The sequence below is a fragment of the Mangrovimicrobium sediminis genome (assembly GCF_004745945.1).
Taxonomy (GTDB): Bacteria; Pseudomonadota; Gammaproteobacteria; order Pseudomonadales; family Halieaceae; genus Mangrovimicrobium; species Mangrovimicrobium sediminis.
The window spans coordinates 386,922-404,507 of the sequence record NZ_SRLE01000007.1; the positions used below are offsets into that span (position 1 = coordinate 386,922).

Annotated in this window: 14 protein-coding genes and 2 tRNA genes; 14 read left to right on the forward strand and 2 right to left on the reverse strand. The window is 67.0% G+C overall.

The features are described 5' to 3' along the window. Positions 1-42: 42 nt before the first annotated feature. Complete coding sequence (locus E4634_RS11285) at positions 43-576, reverse strand: DUF2062 domain-containing protein (RefSeq protein ID WP_135443915.1); 534 nt, start codon at positions 574-576, stop codon at positions 43-45. A gap of 151 nt (positions 577-727) precedes the next feature. Here E4634_RS11285 and E4634_RS11290 point away from each other — a divergent pair, with 151 nt between their 5' ends. From E4634_RS11290 to kdsB, 6 genes are all read left to right on the forward strand, one after another. Beyond that, positions 728-3,028, forward strand: a complete 2,301-nt coding sequence (locus tag E4634_RS11290; RefSeq protein WP_167854864.1) for a DNA internalization-related competence protein ComEC/Rec2 — start codon at positions 728-730, stop codon at positions 3,026-3,028. A 73-nt stretch (positions 3,029-3,101) separates the two neighbouring features. Next, positions 3,102-3,725 (forward strand): MotA/TolQ/ExbB proton channel family protein, encoded by a 624-nt coding sequence (locus E4634_RS11295; RefSeq protein ID WP_135443919.1) that lies wholly within the window; start codon positions 3,102-3,104, stop codon positions 3,723-3,725. Further along, positions 3,722-4,150 (forward strand): ExbD/TolR family protein, encoded by a 429-nt coding sequence (locus E4634_RS11300; protein WP_135443921.1) that lies wholly within the window; start codon positions 3,722-3,724, stop codon positions 4,148-4,150. The genes E4634_RS11295 and E4634_RS11300 overlap by 4 nt, the downstream gene beginning before the upstream one ends. A 34-nt stretch (positions 4,151-4,184) precedes the next feature. Beyond that, positions 4,185-5,984, forward strand: coding sequence for a lipid A export permease/ATP-binding protein MsbA (gene msbA, locus E4634_RS11305; RefSeq protein ID WP_135443923.1), 1,800 nt, complete (start codon positions 4,185-4,187; stop codon positions 5,982-5,984). Continuing rightward, a complete protein-coding gene (lpxK, locus tag E4634_RS11310; protein ID WP_135443924.1) occupies positions 5,981-6,967 on the forward strand; it encodes a tetraacyldisaccharide 4'-kinase in 987 nt (328 codons plus the stop codon). Before msbA ends, lpxK begins: the two co-directional genes overlap by 4 nt. A 12-nt stretch (positions 6,968-6,979) precedes the next feature. Beyond that, the gene (kdsB, locus tag E4634_RS11315; RefSeq protein WP_206046861.1) at positions 6,980-7,738 is read left to right on the forward strand and encodes a 3-deoxy-manno-octulosonate cytidylyltransferase; all 759 of its coding nucleotides are present in this window, start codon (positions 6,980-6,982) and stop codon (positions 7,736-7,738) included. 5 nt (positions 7,739-7,743) lie between these two features. Here kdsB and E4634_RS11320 read toward each other — a convergent pair whose 3' ends face one another. Then, positions 7,744-9,117, reverse strand: coding sequence for a sulfatase family protein (locus E4634_RS11320; protein ID WP_206046862.1), 1,374 nt, complete (start codon positions 9,115-9,117; stop codon positions 7,744-7,746). 191 nt (positions 9,118-9,308) lie between these two features. Between E4634_RS11320 and E4634_RS11325 the strand changes: the two genes are divergently transcribed. The 8 genes from E4634_RS11325 to amt all read left to right on the forward strand — a co-directional run bounded on the left by E4634_RS11325 (position 9,309) and on the right by amt (position 17,563). Continuing rightward, on the forward strand, positions 9,309-9,800 hold the full coding sequence (locus tag E4634_RS11325; RefSeq protein ID WP_135443928.1) for a low molecular weight protein-tyrosine-phosphatase: 492 nt from the start codon (positions 9,309-9,311) through the stop codon (positions 9,798-9,800). Further along, positions 9,781-10,809 (forward strand): UDP-N-acetylmuramate dehydrogenase, encoded by a 1,029-nt coding sequence (murB, locus tag E4634_RS11330; RefSeq protein WP_167854865.1) that lies wholly within the window; start codon positions 9,781-9,783, stop codon positions 10,807-10,809. The genes E4634_RS11325 and murB overlap by 20 nt, the downstream gene beginning before the upstream one ends. Further along, positions 10,806-12,656 carry an excinuclease ABC subunit UvrC gene (gene uvrC / locus E4634_RS11335; RefSeq protein WP_167854866.1) on the forward strand — a complete coding sequence of 617 codons (1,851 nt, stop codon included), beginning with the start codon at positions 10,806-10,808 and terminating at the stop codon, positions 12,654-12,656. Before murB ends, uvrC begins: the two co-directional genes overlap by 4 nt. A 5-nt stretch (positions 12,657-12,661) precedes the next feature. Then, the gene (gene pgsA, locus E4634_RS11340) at positions 12,662-13,228 is read left to right on the forward strand and encodes a CDP-diacylglycerol--glycerol-3-phosphate 3-phosphatidyltransferase (RefSeq protein ID WP_135444066.1); all 567 of its coding nucleotides are present in this window, start codon (positions 12,662-12,664) and stop codon (positions 13,226-13,228) included. Positions 13,229-13,352: 124 nt separating this feature from the next. Then, a tRNA-Gly gene (locus E4634_RS11345) sits at positions 13,353-13,428 on the forward strand. Positions 13,429-13,458: 30 nt separating this feature from the next. Next, positions 13,459-13,532: transfer RNA gene (locus E4634_RS11350), tRNA-Cys, on the forward strand. A gap of 264 nt (positions 13,533-13,796) precedes the next feature. Continuing rightward, positions 13,797-13,919: a hypothetical protein gene (locus E4634_RS21980; protein WP_276606624.1), complete on the forward strand. Its 123-nt coding sequence runs from the start codon at positions 13,797-13,799 to the stop codon at positions 13,917-13,919. A gap of 242 nt (positions 13,920-14,161) precedes the next feature. Beyond that, positions 14,162-17,563: an ammonium transporter gene (amt, locus tag E4634_RS11355; protein ID WP_135443932.1), complete on the forward strand. Its 3,402-nt coding sequence runs from the start codon at positions 14,162-14,164 to the stop codon at positions 17,561-17,563. Positions 17,564-17,586: the final 23 nt, after the last annotated feature.

Here is a 17,586-nt window from a genome sequence, read left to right on the forward strand (position 1 = left end):
CGCCCGCCGCATACGCTTCCCGTTAGCCCACTATTCCATTAATCACTGCGGCCCGGCGCGCCGCGCCCGGTCGCGCTTGCGCTGGCGCCACTTGGTGGCCACGCGAATGCGCCACAGGATGTTGATCATGAAATAGCCCAGCGAGCCGAAGAACAGGCCCAGCAGCAGGCAGCCGAGCAGGAAGGGCTCCCAGATTTCGCTGAGGCGGTGCGTGAGCCAGTGGAAACTGAGCTCGAACTCCATCGCCTGCACCGGGTGGCGCAGGATCAGCGCCCCCAGGCGGTAGGCCAGGTAATAGATTGCCGGCATGGTCACCGGGTTGGTGATCCACACCAGTCCCACCGACAGCGGCAGGTTGCAGCGCAGCAGCACTGCCATTGCCGCCGCGAGCACCATCTGGCCGGGGATCGGCATGAACGCCATGAACAGGCCGACGAAGAAGCCCATGGCCGAGGAGTAGCGGTTGATATGCCAGAGGTTGTTCGCGTAAATCCAGTCGCCGAGGATGTGCAGGGACTTGATCTCCCGCAGGCGCTCCGGTGTCGGCATCATGGATTTCAGCGTTTTTTTCGGCATGTCCTGGCTGCGCGATTTCGATGTCGGCCCGACTGCCGCGACCGTGCTTAGATAGGTCGGCGTCGTCCGCGTGGCGATGGCAAGACGGACGGGCGTGCGGGGGCGCTATTATGCCCTCTCGGACCCGGGTTCTCTACCGGTGTACTCGGCAATGCTTGGCTGGCTGGCGGGCACGGTTCTGCTCGCGCTGCTGCCGCGCCTGCCCGGCGCGGCCACCCAGGTGCTGCTGGTCGCTGCCGGGCTGGTCCTGCTGCTTGCGGGCCGCGCAGGCGCGTCAAGGTATCGGCTTTTGGGCCGTCTCGGATGCGGGCACGCATGGCTCGCGGCGGGCGCCCTGTTGTGCGCCCTGGGCAGCGGCGCCTGGCGAGCGGCGGATTACCTGGCCGGGCAGTTGCCGCCGGCCTGCAATACCGAGGAGATTGTCCTGCGCGGGCGCGTCGCCAGTCTGCCGCGGCGCTCTTCCTTCGCCGATGGCGTAAAGCGCCAGCGATTCGAATTCGACGTGGCGCAGCTGACGCCGGATGAGTGCAGCGGCCCGCGCCGTGTGTTGTTGTCCTACTACGGTACCCACGAGCTCGTCCCCGGGGAGGACTGGCGGTTTACGACGCGCCTGCGGCACCCCTGGGGCCTGGCCAATCCCGGCTCCTTCAACGCCCGCGGCTGGTATGCCGCAAGCGGAGTGCACGCCACCGGCAGCGTGCGCGGGGAGGACGAACGCCTGGCGCCGGCGGGCGCGGGCATTGGTCCGCTGCGTGCGCAGCTCGCCGCAGCGATGGCCGGGGCCGGCCTGACCGCGGCGCCGGCGGCCATGTTGCCCGCACTAACGGTGGGCGACCGCTCAGGGCTGGACCACCACCTGTGGCGCCTGCTGCAGGCCTTCGGCGTAAATCACCTGCTGGTGATTTCCGGCCTTCACGTGGCCATGGTCGCCGGCCTCGGCCTGCTGCTCGGGCGCGCGCTCGCGGCGCTGCTCGCATGCGGCGGCTCCCGGCGCTGGCAACGGGCGGTGCCCGCCTGCTGCGCAATGCTCGGCGCCGTGAGCTACGCGGCACTGGCGGGATTCTCGCTGCCCACCGTGCGCGCCCTGTGTATGGTCGCCTGTCTGTTGTTTGCCACGTTGCTGGCCCGCCGCAGCGGGGCGGGGCACAGCCTGTTGCTGGCGGCCTGCCTGCTGCTGCTCCTGGACCCTCTCGCGCTGCTCGGCTCGGGTTTCTGGCTCTCCTGTGGCGCGGTGGCCGCCCTGCTGTGGCAGGATCGCTGGCGTAGCGCCGGGGCGTCGCCACTGGGGCGCAGTGCGCGGGCGCACCTGTACATGAACCTGGCGGTGCTGCCTACGGGGGCCTGGCTGTTTGGCGGCAGCAGCTGGGTCGCCGCGGCTGCCAACCTGCTGCTGGTGCCGCTGGTGGGTGTCTGGATAGTGCCGCTGGCGCTGGCCGGTTGTGCAGTGTGGTGGGTGGCGCAACCGCTGGCGGCGGCGCTGTGGCGCCTGGCCGGCTGGCCACTGGACCTGCTCACCAGCGCAGCTGCCGGCGTAGATACCTCGCCATTCTTTCTCGACCTGCCCGGCCGCCTGCTGCCGGTCTTTTGCGCCCTCGCTGCGGCAGTGCTCTGGCCATTGCCATGGCGGGCGGTGGCGCGCCTGATGGTGCTCAGCCTGCTGCTGCCCCTGACGATCCCGCCCAGCGTGCCGCCGCAACCGCAGTTGACCCTGCTCGACGTGGGGCAGGGTACCGCCGTCGTGTTCAGCGCCGGCGGCCGGACCCTGCTCTACGACACCGGCGGCGGCAATCCCGCGGGCCCCAGCCTGGCCCACAGCGTGGTATTGCCCTGGCTGCGCCAGCGCGGCGTGCGCGCGCTGGATGAGCTGGTGGTGAGCCACGCGGACCTGGACCACAGCGGCGGCGTGGCCGACATCCTCGCCGCGCTGCCAGTCGCCCGCTTTCGCGCCGGCGTCGGAGTGCGTGCCAACCGCGAACCGGCCCCGTGCCGCGCGGGGCAGGCCTGGGCCTGGCCCGGCGACGTGCAGTTCCAGTTCCTGTGGCCGCCGGCAGGGGCGCGGCGCGGCAACGACAGCTCCTGCGTGCTGGCGATCAACGCCTCCGGCCTGCGCATCCTGCTGGCGGGGGACGTGAGCCAGGCGGCGGAGCGCGAGATGATCCGCTACTGGGGCGATGCACTGGCCGCCGACGTACTGCTGGTCGGTCATCACGGGAGTGCCACCTCCACGTCGCAGGCCTGGCTCAATCACGTGCGGCCGCGTATCGCGCTGGTCGGCGCGGGCTACGCCAGCCGCTTCGGCCACCCGCACCCGGTGGTCATCGGGCGGCTGCAGGGGCAGGGCGTGGAGGTGCGCCAGAGCGCGCAGGAGGGGGCCCTGACGCTGCAGGTGACGCCCGCCGGGACCCTGCGCGTCGAGGGCTTCCGTGCGCGCCTGGAAACCTGGTGGAAGTGAGGATTCCCGGTACCTTCCCCTGTTGCGCTGTGCGTATAATTGGGCACTCTAAGAATCCTGGTGAGTACCTGCCGTGCTGGAATTACTGGTTGCTGGCGGATGGTTGATGGCAGTGTTGGTGCTGTGTTCGGTCGTCGCTCTGGCCATCTGCATCGAACGCTTTTACACCCTGAACCCGAAAAAAATTGCCCCCCCGCACCTGCTGGCCACGGTGTGGAAACAGCTCAAGGCCGGGGAGATGGACGCTGCGCGACTCAAGGCGCTGAAACAGTCCTCGCCGCTGGGCCGCATCCTCGCCGCCGGCCTGTCCAACGCCTACCACGGGCGTGAAGTCATGAAGGAGAGCATTGAGGAGGCGGCCGGGCACGTGGTCCACGACCTCGAGCGCTACCTCAACACCCTGGGCACCATCGCCGCGGTGACCCCGCTGATCGGCCTGCTCGGCACCGTGGTCGGCATGATCCGCGTGTTCGCCGAGATCATGTCCCAGGGCACCGGCAACGCCAGCGTGCTCGCCGGCGGTATTTCCCAGGCCCTGATCACCACCGCCGCGGGGCTGACCATCGCCATCCCCGCCCTGGCCATGCACCGCTACTTCGTCGGCAAGATCGACGCTATCGTCGTTGAACTGGAGCAGGAGACCATCAAGCTGGTTGACGCCCTGCACAGCGAAGAGCACGCGGAAGGCAAATCTTGAAATTCCGCCGCCAGCAGGTCGAGGCCGTCAATATCAACCTGACGCCGCTGATCGATGTGGTCTTCCTGCTGCTGATCTTCTTTATGGTCTCCACCACCTTCACCCGCGAGACCCAGCTCTCCGTCGACCTGCCCGAGGCCCAGGGTGCGCCCTCCGAGCCCAGCGACAACGAGATCGAGATTCTCATCGACGAGCAGGGGCGCTACCGGGTCAATGGCCAGGCGCTGGTCGACGACAGCATGCGCACGCTGCAGGCGGCGATCTACAAGATCTCCGCCGGCGATACCACCATGCCGATGATCATCACCGCCGACGCCCAGGCCGCCCATGAAGACGTGGTGCGCGCCATGGACGCCGCCGGGCAGATGGGTTTCGTGCACCTGTCCATCACCACCCGCCAGCCGCGGGCCGAACCGGGTGGCTAGGGCCAAACCGGACCCGGTGCGGCGCTCCGGCCGCATGAGCGACTGGCAGCTCTACCGGCGGCTGCTCGGTTACATCCTGCCCTACTGGTGGGTATTCGCGCTCAGCGTGTTCGGCTACCTGTTTTACTCCGCCGGCAACGTCCTGCTGGCGGACATGATGCAGTTCCTGCTCGACGGTATCGGCAATGCGGAAAACCCCGATGCCGGCCTGGTCTCGCGCCTCGCCTACGACCTGTTCTACCAGCCCGGTGAAGACCGCCTGGCCTTCACCCGTACCGTGTTCCCCATCGCCATGGTGTTGCTGGCCTTCCTGCGCGCCATGGGCTATTTCATCGGCAACTACTTCATGAGCCGGGTGGCGCGGGACCTCATCCACCGCCTGCGCTGCGAGCTGTTCGACAAGATGCTCTCGGCGCCCAGCGCCTATTACGACGCCCACAGCCAGGGTGCGCTGCTCTCGCGCATCACCTACAACGTGGAGCAGGTCTCCGGGGCGGTGACCAAGTCCCTGCGGGTGATCGTGCAGGAGGGGCTGACGGTGATCGGCCTGCTCGGCTACATGCTCTATCTGAACTGGCGCTTGTGCCTGGTGTTTCTCGCCGTGGCGCCGCTGCTGGCGCTGGTGGTGTCGGTGGTGGGCAAACATTTCCGCCGCTACAGCCGGCGTATTCAGGCGTCGATGGGCGACGTCACCCAGGTCTCCGGCGAGAGCATCGGCAACTACCGCGAGGTGCGCGTCTACGGCGGCCAGGAACAGCAGTCGAGCCGTTTCGCCACCGCCAGCGACTACAACCGCGCGCAGAGCCTGAAACTGGCGCTGCTCGACGGTCTCAGCACGCCGGTGGTGCAGACCCTGCTGGCCGCGACGCTCGCCGTGCTGGTGTGGCTGGCGCTGCGGCCGGACTGGCTGGCGGGCTTCTCCGGCGGCCTGCTGGTGGCGTTTCTCACCGCGGCGGGGCAGTTGAGCAAACCGATCCGCTCCCTGACCGGCGTGCAGGCCGAGATCCAGCGCGGGCTGGCGGCGGCGGAGGACATCTTCACCCAACTGGACATGGAGTCCGAGCGCGACACCGGCAGCTACAGCGTCGAGCGGGCCGCGGGCCGTATCGCCCTGAACGAGGTCGGGTTTGCCTATCCCGGCAACGACAGCGCGGTGCTGCACGACATCAACCTTGATATCGCCGCTGGCGAGACCGTCGCCCTGGTCGGCCGTTCGGGCAGCGGCAAGAGCACCCTGGTGCAGCTGATCATGCGTTTCTACGCGCCCAGCGCCGGCCGCATCGCACTGGACGGCGTACCCATCGAGGACTACCGCCTCGCCAACCTGCGCCAGCAGGTGGCCATGGTCTCGCAGCAGGTGAGCCTGTTCCACGACACGGTGTACAACAACATCGCCTACGGCAGCCTCGCCGAACGTCCCGCCGAGGCGGTGGAGCGCGCCGCCGAGGGCGCCTACGCCGCCGGGTTTATCGCCGAACTGCCGCAGGGTATGCAGACCAGGCTGGGCGATGACGGCGGCGGCCTGTCCGGCGGGCAGCGCCAGCGTATCGCCATTGCCCGGGCGCTGCTCAAGGATGCGCCGGTGATCATCTTCGACGAGGCGACCTCGGCGCTGGACAACGAGTCCGAGTACCGCATCCAGCAGTCGCTGGAGCAGATGGCCCGCGGCCGCACCACGATCATCATCGCCCACCGCCTGTCCACGGTGGAGCGCGCCGATCGCATCGTGGTCATGGATGCCGGGCGTATCGTCGCCATCGGTTCCCACGCGGAATTGCTGGCCCAGGGCGGGCTCTACGCCCAGTTGTACCAGCAGGAATTCGCCCCGGCATGAGCCGCCTGTCCGCTGCGCTGGAGCGGGCCTGGTACCGCGGCGCCGCGTGGTTGTGGCTGTTGCGGCCGCTGGAGGCCGTCTTCCGCCTGTTGGCGGCGCTACGTCGCCATCCCTACCGCGCGGGCTGGGCCAACGTGTACCGCGCCCCGTGCCCGGTGGTGGTGGTCGGCAATATCACGGTCGGCGGTACTGGCAAGACGCCGGTGGTGATCGCGCTGGTCGAGGCGTTGCAGGCGCGTGGCCTGCGGCCGGGCGTGGTGAGCCGCGGTTACGGCGTGCATGTGAAGGGCGCGCCCTTCGGGGTGGATGCCGGTACTGACGCGGCGTCCTGTGGTGACGAGGCCCTGCTCATTGCGCGCCGCAGCGGCGCGCCGATGGTGGTCCACCCTGACCGATCCGCCGCAGTGCGTGCCCTGTTGGCCCAGCACCCGGTGGATGTGATCGTGGCCGACGACGGCCTGCAGCACTACGCGCTGGGCCGGGATTTTGAGATTGTCCTCATCGATGCCGTGCGCGGCCTGGGTAACGGTTTCTGCCTGCCCGCCGGCCCCCTGCGCGAACCTCCCGCGCGTCTGCGCAGCGTCGACCGTGTGTTGTACCGCGGCAGCGATGACAGCGAATCCGGCGTGCGCTACCAACCGCGGTCATGGGTCAACCTGCACACGCAGGAGTGCTTGCCACCGGACGCCTTTGCCGCTGGGGAGCCCGTGCTCGCCATCGCCGGCATCGGCCAGCCGGCGCAGTTCTTCGCCACCCTGGACACGTTGGGCGTGTGTTACACGCCGCAGGTGTTCCCGGATCACCATGCCTACACCGCGGCGGATTTCACCGCGCTGCCCGACAAGCCGATTCTCATGACGGAAAAAGACGCGGTAAAATGCGCCGCGTTTGCCGGCGCGCAGGCCTGGTACCTGCAGATCGACGCCCGGCTGCCGGAATCGCTGGTCGCGGAGGTCGCCGCGCTGGTGAGCAAGCCCACCTGACAGGAACTGCGCATGTCCTTCGCCGTTGTCATACCCGCCCGTTACGCCTCCACCCGCCTGCCGGGCAAGCCGCTGCTGGACATCGCCGGCAAGCCGATGATCCAGCGCGTGTGGGAGCAGGCCCGCGCCACCGGCGCCGAGCAGGTGATCGTCGCCACCGACGATGCGCGCATCGAGGAGGCCTGTCGCACCTTCGGCGCCGCGGTCTGCATGACCGACCCGGCCCACCCCTCGGGCACCGACCGGCTGCAGGAAGTGGCTGCGAAACAGGGCTGGGGCGATGACCAGATCGTGGTCAACGTGCAGGGCGACGAACCTTTGCTGCCGCCGGCACTCGTCGCGCAAGTGGCGGGCAATCTCGCTGCGCACCCGGCGGCGGCCATCGCCACCCTGTGCGAGCCGATTGCCGGCCGCGAGGAACTGGTCAACCCGAACGCGGTGAAAGTGGTGTTCGACGTCAACGGTATGGCGCTGTACTTCAGCCGCGCCACCGTGCCCTGGCCGCGCGACGCCTTCGCCGCGGGCGGGGAGGGTATGCCGGCGGGACAGTGGTTCCGCCACATCGGCATCTACGCGTATCGCGTGGGCTTTCTGCACCGCTTCGTCGGCTGGTCGCCGGCGCCGCTGGAGCAACTCGAACAACTGGAGCAGCTACGGGCGCTGTACCGTGGTGAGCGCATCCACGTCGCGCCCGCCTGTGAGCATGTGCCGCCCGGGGTGGACACGCAGGCGGACCTCGATGCGGTGCGCGCGCGCCTGCTCGCCGGTTGAGCGCTTTACTGCTCGCTTTCGCGCGGTGGCCTGACGTAGTTGTCCGGCAGTGAGTCTACCCATGCCTGGAGCCTGACGCCCATCGCCTCGACCACTTCGGGGTGTTGTTCCGCCAGGTTCTCGGTCTCGCCGGGATCGGCTTCCAGGTCGTACAGGCGCGGCGGCCGATTGCGCCGGGTGTGGTAGTGCAGCTTCCAGCGCCCTTCGCGCATCGCCGCCAGCGAGGCGTTGCGGTTGACCCGCCAGAACAGCGGTTTACTGCGTTCCCGGCTCTCGCCACGCCAGATATCGGACACATCCTCGCCATCCAGCGGCTGCGGCAGCGCTTCCATGCCGGTGATCGCCGCCAGTGTCGGCATCCAGTCGATGAAGGAGGTGACGTCGTCGCTGACCCGGCCTGCGGGCACGTGCCCCGGCCAGCGGATGATGAAGGGGACACGCACGCCGCCCTCGTAGTAGTCGTGCTTGCCGCCGCGCAATACGCCGGCGTAGCCGAGGGTATTCGAGGTGGGCCACTCGCCGTATTTATTGCCTTCCACCGGGGCTGGTCCGTTGTCGCTGGAATAGACGACGATGCTGTGCTCCGCCAGCCCCAGTTCATCGAGCACCGCGAGCAGGCGGCCGACGTTGAGATCCAGGGAGTACACGTCCGCGAGGTAGGTGCGCATGGTGGCGTCGAGGTCGCAGCCGAAGCGCAGGCAGCGATCAAAGTTTTTCTGCATCGGTGCGGCGAACTGTTCGCGGTCGACTTTCAGATCGCTGAACTCGTCGATCAGCCGCTGCGGTGCGCGCACCTGGCGGTGGGTGCTGCGACCCCAGATGTTGACGTAGAAGGGGCGCTCGGCGTTTTCGCGAATGAAGTCGATAGCGGCGTCGAACAGGTCGTCGTCGCGCCCGTGTTCCCCGGCCTTGATGCCGGGTATTTCCTTCACGCGGTGGATACCGTAGGTGCCATCCACCTGGGTGGCGCTCGGGCCGAGGTTCCACTTGCCGAAGTGGCCGTTGGTATAGCCCCGTTCGGCCAGCAGATCGGTAATGGTGGTCTGGCCACTGAAACCCAGGCGAGCCACGCTCTGCGAGATTCGCGCGGGGAACAGGCCGCCCATCAGGCCTGCCCGACTCGGGCCGCAGGTCACCCCGGTGACGTAGTGCTGGGTGAAGCGTGTGCCCTGGGCGGCGAGGGCGTCCAGGGACGGGGTTTTCGCGTAGGGGTGGCCGTAGCTGTGCAGGTCTGCGTAGCCGATGTCGTCGGACAGTATGAGGATGATGTTGGGTAGTCGGTCTGCGCTGTCGGCCGCTTTGGCGGCCTGCGCGGCGGTAGTCCCGAGCATAAAGACCAGGGAAAGCAACAGCGATACGCGCTGGAGGTTCAATTCCATTGGGTTTGACGTTCCAGTCGTTGAGTTGCTGCCGAATTATGCAGTACTCGACCCTGGTGTGCATCCCGCGATGCGGGTATTGCCCCGGCCGCTGGCCAGTGTGAGGGCGATTGACAGAAGCGCCCCATTTGCAGCACCGACCGGCGGCGTGGACAATACCCGGTCGCCATCATTCAAGGATCTGCGCCCACATGCCATCTGAACCCACCCGCGTCCTGTTCGTCTGCCTGGGCAATATCTGCCGCTCTCCCACCGCGCACGGCGTCTTCGAGACCCTGGTGAAGTCACGCGGGCTGGAACAGCGCATCACGGTAGATTCCTGCGGTACCGGCGGCTGGCACGTGGGCCAGCCGCCGGACAAACGCGCCGCCAGCGCCGCGGCACAGCGCGGCTACGCCCTGGAGCACCTGCGCGCACGGCGCTTCGCCGCCGAGGACTTCGACAGCTTCGACTACATCCTGGCCATGGACTGGCAGAACCTGAGCGACCTGCAGAACATGTGTCCCAAGGATTTCCCCGGCCATCTGGGCCTGTTCCTGCAGTTCGCGCCCGAGCTCAAGCGCGATGAAGTGCCGGACCCGTTCTACGGCGGCGAGGACGGCTTCACCGCGGTACTGGACCTGGTGGAAGCGGCCAGCGAGGGCCTGCTGCGGGAGATCGCGGGTGCAGATACGACGCGCTGAGTCCCTGCGCAGCCGCAATACCCTGGGGATCGACGCCAGCGCCGCGGCCTATGCCGAGGTGGCGACATCCCAGGAACTGGGCAGCGCGCTGGATGTTGCACGCGCCGAGGGGCTGTCGGTGTTGCCGCTGGGGGAGGGCAGCAACATCGTGCTCGCGGGACCTGTCCCGGCGCTCGTGCTGCGCCAACTGAGGGCGGACACCGAGGTTATCGCCACCGCGGACGACGATGTAGTGCTGCGCGTCAGCGCCGGCCACGACTGGCACGCCCTGGTGGCCTCCTCCCTGGAGCGCGGCCTCTACGGCCTGGAGAACCTGGCCCTGATTCCCGGCACCGTCGGCGCGGCGCCGATCCAGAATATCGGCGCTTATGGGGTCGAGTTCGCCCAGTTCGCCGTCGCCGTGCACGCGGTGGAGGCCGCCACCGGCACGCCCCTGGAACTCTCCGCCCAGGAGTGCCAGTTCGCCTATCGCGACAGCATCTTCAAGGGTGAACTGTGCGACCGCGTGGTGATCACCGCGGTGGACCTGCGTTTGTCCACGCGCCCGCACCCGGAGTACAGCTACCCGGCGCTGGCGGTGGAGTTCAGCGCCCGCGGCGTGCCGCCGCCGCAGCCGCGCAACATCTTCGACGCGGTGGTCAACCTGCGCCGGCACAAGCTGCCGGACCCGGCGGAAGAACCCAACTGCGGCAGCTTCTTCAAGAACCCCATCGTCGCCCCGGAAAAGGCCGCGGAGCTGGTGGGCGAGTACCCGGGCCTGCCCCAGTACCTGCAGGCGGACGGCCGCATCAAGCTGGCCGCGGCCTGGCTGATCGAGCGCGCGGGCTGGAAGGGCGAGCGACGCGGGCCGGTGGGCATCCACCCCGGGCACGCTCTGGTGCTGGTCAACTACGGCGGCGGCAGCGGGGCCGACGTGTTGCACCTGGCCGATGCCGTGGTGGAATCCGTTCACGCAAAATTCGGCGTCACCCTGGAGATGGAACCGCGCGTGTATGGCGGTGCGGCATGAGCGCGATGGAAGCGGGCTTCGACCACAAGGCCTTTCTCAAGAACCTGACCACGCGCCCCGGCGTGTACCAGATGTACGACGCCGAGGGCAAACTGCTCTACGTGGGCAAGGCGCGCAACCTGAAGAACCGCGTGGGCAGTTACTTCCGCGCCAGCGGCCTGGCGGAGAAGACCATGGCCCTCGTCGCACGCATCGCCGACATCCAGGTCACCGTGACCACCACGGAAGTGGACGCGCTGCTGCTCGAGCACAACCTGATCAAGAGCCACAAGCCGCCTTACAACATCCTGCTCAAGGACGACAAGTCCTACCCGTACATCTACGTCTCCGCCGACGAGTACCCGCGCATCTCCCTGCACCGCGGCGCCCAGCGTGGCAAGGGGCGTTACTTCGGTCCCTACCCGAGCGCCGGCGCCGTGCGTGAATCCCTGCACTTCCTGCAGAAGGTGTTCAAGGTGCGCCAGTGCGAGAACAGCTATTTCAACAACCGCTCGCGGCCCTGCCTGCAGCACCAGATCGAGCGCTGCACCGCGCCCTGCGTCGGCCTGGTAAGCGACGTGGAATACGCGGAACAGGTGGAGAACACGCGGCTGTTCCTGGCCGGCAAGTCGCAGGAACTGCTGGTGCGGCTGGCCGACGACATGGAGGCCGCCGCAGCGGAACTGGAGTTCGAGAAAGCGGCGCACTATCGCGACCAGATCAGCCAGCTGCAGCAGGTGCAGGCCAGCCAGGGGATCGAGGGCGTGCAGGGTGACCTGGACATCCTCGCAGCCGCGGTGGACGCCGGGCGCGCCTGCGTGCAGGTGCTGTTCGTGCGCGCCGCCCGGGTGCTGGGCAGCAAGACCTACTACCCGCCGCTGAAACTGGCGGAGAGCCCGGCGGAAGTGCTGGCGGCGTTCATCCCGCAGTTCTACCTGGGCGGCGCGCGCCCGGTGCCGGCGGAGGTGATCGTCAACGAGGCGCCGGAGGATGCCGACACCCTGGCCGAAGCGCTCGGCGTGCACGCCGGGCGCAAGGTGCGCCTGGGCAGCCGGGTGCGCGACGCCCGCGCGCGCTGGTTGCGCCTGGCGCTGCAGACCGCGCAGACCAACCTGCAGGCGCATCTGGCCGGGCGCGAGACGGTGGCGGGGCGGTTGGAAGCCCTGCGCGACGTCCTGCGCCTGCCGGAAACCCCCGCGCGGCTGGAGTGTTTCGATATCAGCCACAGCAGCGGCGAGGCCACCGTCGCCTCCTGCGTGGTGTTCGACGAGAACGGCCCGCGCAAGGCCGACTACCGCAAGTTCAATATCGAGGGGATTACGCCGGGCGACGACTACGCCGCCATGCAGCAGGCTTTGTCTCGACGCTTCCGCCGGCTGAAGTCCGGAGAGGGGCAGCAGCCCGATATCCTGCTGATCGACGGCGGCAAGGGCCAGGTGGCGCAGGCCATGGGTGTGCTCGAGGAACTGGATATTCCCGGCATCCTGGTCATCGGCGTGGCCAAGGGCGTGACCCGCAAGGCCGGCTTCGAGACCCTGGTCGACGGTGCCAGCGGCCGCGAAAGCCAGCTGCCCGGCGACAGCCCGGCCCTGCACCTGATCCAGCAGGTGCGCGACGAGGCCCACCGCTTCGCCATTACCGGCCACCGCGCGCGCCGCGCCAAGGCGCGCCAGCGCTCGCTGCTGGAAGACATTCCCGGGGTGGGCGCCAAGCGCCGCCGTGAACTGCTGCGCCACTTCGGCTCGGCGGACCGGGTGATGAACGCCAGCGTGGAAGAACTGAAGAAAATTTCCGGCATCAGTGCCACAATGGCAGGGCAGATATACGACTATCTGCACGCCACGGGAGAAGCGGGAGACAAGACGTAGTGAGGCTGAATATCCCCAATGCGCTGACCATGATGCGCATCTTCCTCATTCCGGTGCTGGTGCTGGTGTTCTACCTGCCATTCCACAAGCACTTGATGGTCGCCGCCGTGATCTTCGCCGTTGCCGCCATCACCGACTGGCTGGACGGCTACCTGGCGCGCCGCTTGGGCCAGACCAGCGCCTTCGGCGCCTTCCTCGACCCGGTGGCGGACAAGCTCATGGTCGCCGTCGCCCTGGTGTTGCTGGTGGAGCGCCACAATACACCGCTGTTCAGCCTGGCCGCCTGCGTGATCATCGGCCGCGAGATCGTTATTTCCGCCCTGCGCGAGTGGATGGCGGAACTGGGCGAGCGTACCTCGGTGGCCGTCTCGTACATCGGCAAGGTGAAAACCGCCTTCCAGATGGTCGCTATCACCGGCCTGCTGGCCATCGACCCGCGCATCCACGAGAGCTGGCTGCTGGCCCTGTGTTACGTGGTGCTGTACATCGCGGCGGCGCTCACCCTGTGGTCCATGGTGATCTACCTGAAAGCCGCCTGGGCGGTCATCCGCGAACGGGATAAACCTTTTTGATTCAGCCGCTTGGGGAAATATTTTGCGATAGCTGTTGACAGCGATAGCCGGGTGAATACAATAGCCACCTCTCGAGCTTGCACCAACCTCTCGAGGCGATAAGAAAGACGTTTCAAACTCCCAAGCGGGAATAGCTCAGTTGGTAGAGCGCAACCTTGCCAAGGTTGAGGTCGCCGGTTCGAACCCGGTTTCCCGCTCCAATTTCCAGGACTGATTTCCAGTCATTCCCCGGCTCGGTGGCAGAGTGGTCATGCAGCGGACTGCAACTCCGTGTACGCCGGTTCGATTCCGACCCGAGCCTCCATCTTCCCCCGATCACCGCATAACCCCCAGGCGTGTCGGCTGACGGCAACCCGGATTTTACTACGCACATTTTCTACGTCGCGAACGAGCTAGTTCTCGTTATTTTTCTGCCCCTACGTCCACCACCCATCCGAGTCATTGCAAGGTTTTGCACGTCAGGTAAATTGCTTTGAACCAGCCATCTGACACGTTCAGACGCGGCCCCGTGGCGGCCAGCGTCGCGGTTGGTCCTTGTCGATTGTCGGTAGTAACAGGAGCAGTAAGCATGAAGGACCGAAGGAACGGTGACCGACGTGTGAAGCAGCGGCGCAAGGAGCCCCGCTGGCAGGAGAAGGAACGCCGCCGCGGCGATCGCCGCAACGCCCGGTTTACCCGTCTGTATTCCTGAATCTCGACGGCTGGCGCCTCCCAGCGCGCCGGGGCGGGAGATATGCGCCGAAAAAAAGCGCGATTAGCCCACCTGGATCACCCCAAAACTGTGACCCGCTTGGCAAAAACCGGCATGCGGTACCGCGGTGATCTATTTGCTAAAAATCATACTGTTAGACTGAATTCTCCGGCAACCGGCCCGCAGAGCCCGGTGCTCGCAGTGGTATTGCTTGTCCTTGCCCCAAACCTGATCGAGAGACTATGAGCGACAAGAGCGCGTTGGACCTGCTCTGGGTGCTGCTGGCGGCAGTGCTCGTCCTGCTGATGCAGGGCGGCTTCCTGTGCCTGGAGTCCGGGGTTACCCGCACCAAGAACGCCATCAACGTCGCGTTGAAAAACGCGGTGGACCTGGCACTGGTGTGGGCGGTGTTCTGGTTGTTCAGCTTTGGCCTGATGTTTGGCGCCACCCGCTCGGGCCTGCTTGGCGGCAGTTACTTTGCGCCGGACATCGGCCACGGTGATGCCTGGCTCTCCACCTTTTTCCTCTTCCAGGTCATGTTCTGCGCCACGGCGGCGACCATCGTCTCCGGTGCCGTGGCCGAGCGCATGCGCTTCCAGGCGTACATCGTCATCACTGTGCTGGTCGCTGGCCTGCTCTACCCAGTGTTCGGTCACTGGGCCTGGGGCGGCGCACTGGGAGACGGCGTGGGCTGGCTGGCGGACCTGGGTTTTGTGGATTTTGCCGGTTCCACGGTCGTGCACAGCGTCGGCGGTTGGGTAGCCCTGGCCGCCGTAATATTGCTCGGCCCGCGCCTGGGGCGCTTTGCCCCGGGCAGTGGCGGTATCCCACCCTCGAACATGCCGCTGGCGATGTTTGGTGTGGTGCTGTTTTTCGTCGGCTGGGTGGGGTTCAACGGCGGCAGTACTTTGGCCTTCGATGGCCGTGTCCCCGGCATCATCGCCAATACGTTGTTGTCCGGCGCGGTGGGCATGATTGCGGCGCACCTGCTGCGCCCGCTGATCTCTCCGGACATGACGCCGATCAGTGCGCCGCTCAACGGGGCGCTGGCCGGGCTGGTCTCGATCACCGCCAACTGCCACGTGGTGAGCAGCGGCAGTGCCGCACTGATCGGCGCTATCGGTGCTGCGGTCATGCTCGCCACGGACCGCGCGCTGCTGCGCCTGAAACTGGACGACGCGGTGGGTGCGATACCGGTGCACCTTGGTGCCGGTATCTGGGGCACGCTGGCGGTGGCGGTGTTCGGCGACCTCACGGCGATAGGCAACGGCCTGTCGCGGGGCGAGCAGTTGCTGGCACAGCTGCAGGGCGTGGCGGCCTGTGGCGTCTGGAGTTTTGCGGTGGGCTACCTGCTGTTGCGCCTGGTGGCGGCGTGGATACCGCTGCGGGTTTCGGTGGAAGAGGAGGAACAGGGCCTCAACGTCTCCGAGCACGGTGCGCGCAATTACCTCTCCGAATTGCTCGGCGCCATCGACCGGCAGGAGCGCAGTGCGGACCTCACCCTGCGCGCACCGGTGGAACCGTTTACCGAGATGGGGCAGGTGGCCCAGAGCTACAACCGCCTGATCGACGCGCTGCAGGGCGAAACGGAAAAGACCGCGGATATCCTGCGCCAGGTGCGCGACGGCATCATTACCTTCGACGCCTCCGGGCGCCTGACCAGCCTCAACCCCGGCGCCGAGCAACTCTTGGGGGTAAGGACTGCGGCGGTCGTCGGCACGTCCGCCCTGCAGGTGATCAACGATGCCGGCTTTGTTATGTACAACGAGGGCGGGCGACCGGTGCCGGTGTCGCGGGACCTGCAATCGACGCTGCGCTGCGAGTTCCAGCGCGCGGAGGACGGCGGCGCCAAGACCGTGCTGGAATTCAAGGCCAGCCGTGCCAATGGTATCGAGGGCACCGTGTACACCGCGACCCTGCGCGACATCTCGCGGCAGCGGCGCGTCGAGGAACAGCTGTTCGAGGAAAAGGAGCAGGCACAGGTCACCCTGAAATCCCTCGGCGAGGCGGTGATCACCGCCGACGCGGACGACCGCATCCTGTATATGAACCCGGTGGCCGCGGAGTTTATCGGCATCGGCGAATCCGAGGCCATCGGGCAGAATCTTGCCGAGGCCTTCAGCGTCACTGGCGAGGCGGACGGCTGCGCTATCCAGCTGGGCCTGGCGGCGCTCGGCCAGGGCGGCACCGGGATTCGCCGCCACGACCCGCTCATCCTGCACCGCCGCGACGGCACCGAGGTCACCATCAAGCTCACCGCGGCGCCGATTCGCGACCGCAACGGCGGTATGATCGGCACCGTGCTGGTGTTCCAGGATATCTCCAGCGCCCGCGAACTGGAGCGCACGCTGTCCTACCAGGCGTCCCACGATGCGGTGACCGGGCTGTACAATCGCCGCAAATTCGAGGACTGCCTGCTGGAGTTGATCGAGTCCGCGCGCGAGTCCGAGCAGGAACACGTGATCTGTTTCGCCGACCTCGACCAGTTCAAGGTAGTCAACGACACCTGCGGTCACCATGCCGGCGACGAACTGCTGCGCCAACTCGCCAATCTTTTGGCCGACAGCGTACGTGCCAGCGATACCCTGGCGCGCCTGGGCGGCGACGAGTTCGGCATCCTGCTGCACGAGTGCGATATGGAACGCGGCCGGCAGATCGCCGACGAGGTGCGCCGGCGGGTGGAGGAATACCGCTTCAGCTGGCAGGGGCGCACCTTCGCCGTTGGCGTCAGCATCGGTCTGGTGGGTTTCAACCAGCACGACGGCAATGCCGTGGAACTGATGAGCATGGCGGACACCGCCTGCTACGCGGCCAAGGAGGGCGGCCGTAACCGCGTGCACGTGCACAGCCGCGACGACGAGCAGGTGGACGACCGCCGCGGCCAGATGGTCTGGGCCACGCGCATCCGCGAGGCCATCGACCAGGACCGCCTGCGCCTGTTCTACCAGCCGATCGTCTACACCGACGACACCACGCGCATAGACCACTACGAGGTGTTTGTGCGCATGCTGACCGACGACGGCGATACCGTGCCACCCGGCGCGTTCATCCCGGCGGCGGAGCGCTACGGCCACATGAGCGGGGTGGACCTGTGGGTAGTGCGCAACATGCTGGCCTGGATGGGGGCGAGCGCCCAGCGCGATACCTCGTTCTCCATCAACCTGTCCGGGGCGTCGCTGGACAATGCGGAAATGCTGCGCACCATCAAGTCCGGCTTCACGCGTTTCGGAGTGAACCCGGAGCAGGTGTGTTTCGAAGTGACCGAGACCGCGGCGATCGCCGATTTTTCCCGCGCCGTGCAGTTCATCGACGAACTCAAGCGCCTGGGCTGTCGCTTCTCGCTGGACGACTTCGGCAGCGGCCTGTCCTCGTTCGGCTACCTCAAGTCACTGCCGGTGGATTTCATCAAGATCGACGGCATGTTCGTGCGCGATATCCTCACCGACCCCTTCGACGAGGCCATGGTGCAGTCGATCAACCGCATCGGCCAGCTCATGGGCCTGATCACCATCGCGGAGTTTGTCGAGAGCGAGGATATCCTGCGCCGCCTGCAGCAGATCGGTGTGGACCTGTGCCAGGGGTATCACATCGCCGCGCCGGCGCCGCTGGAGGAGCACGCGCTGGCGCTGATGTGGCCGCGTTGAGGCTGCTTTAGCTGTGTTGGCGC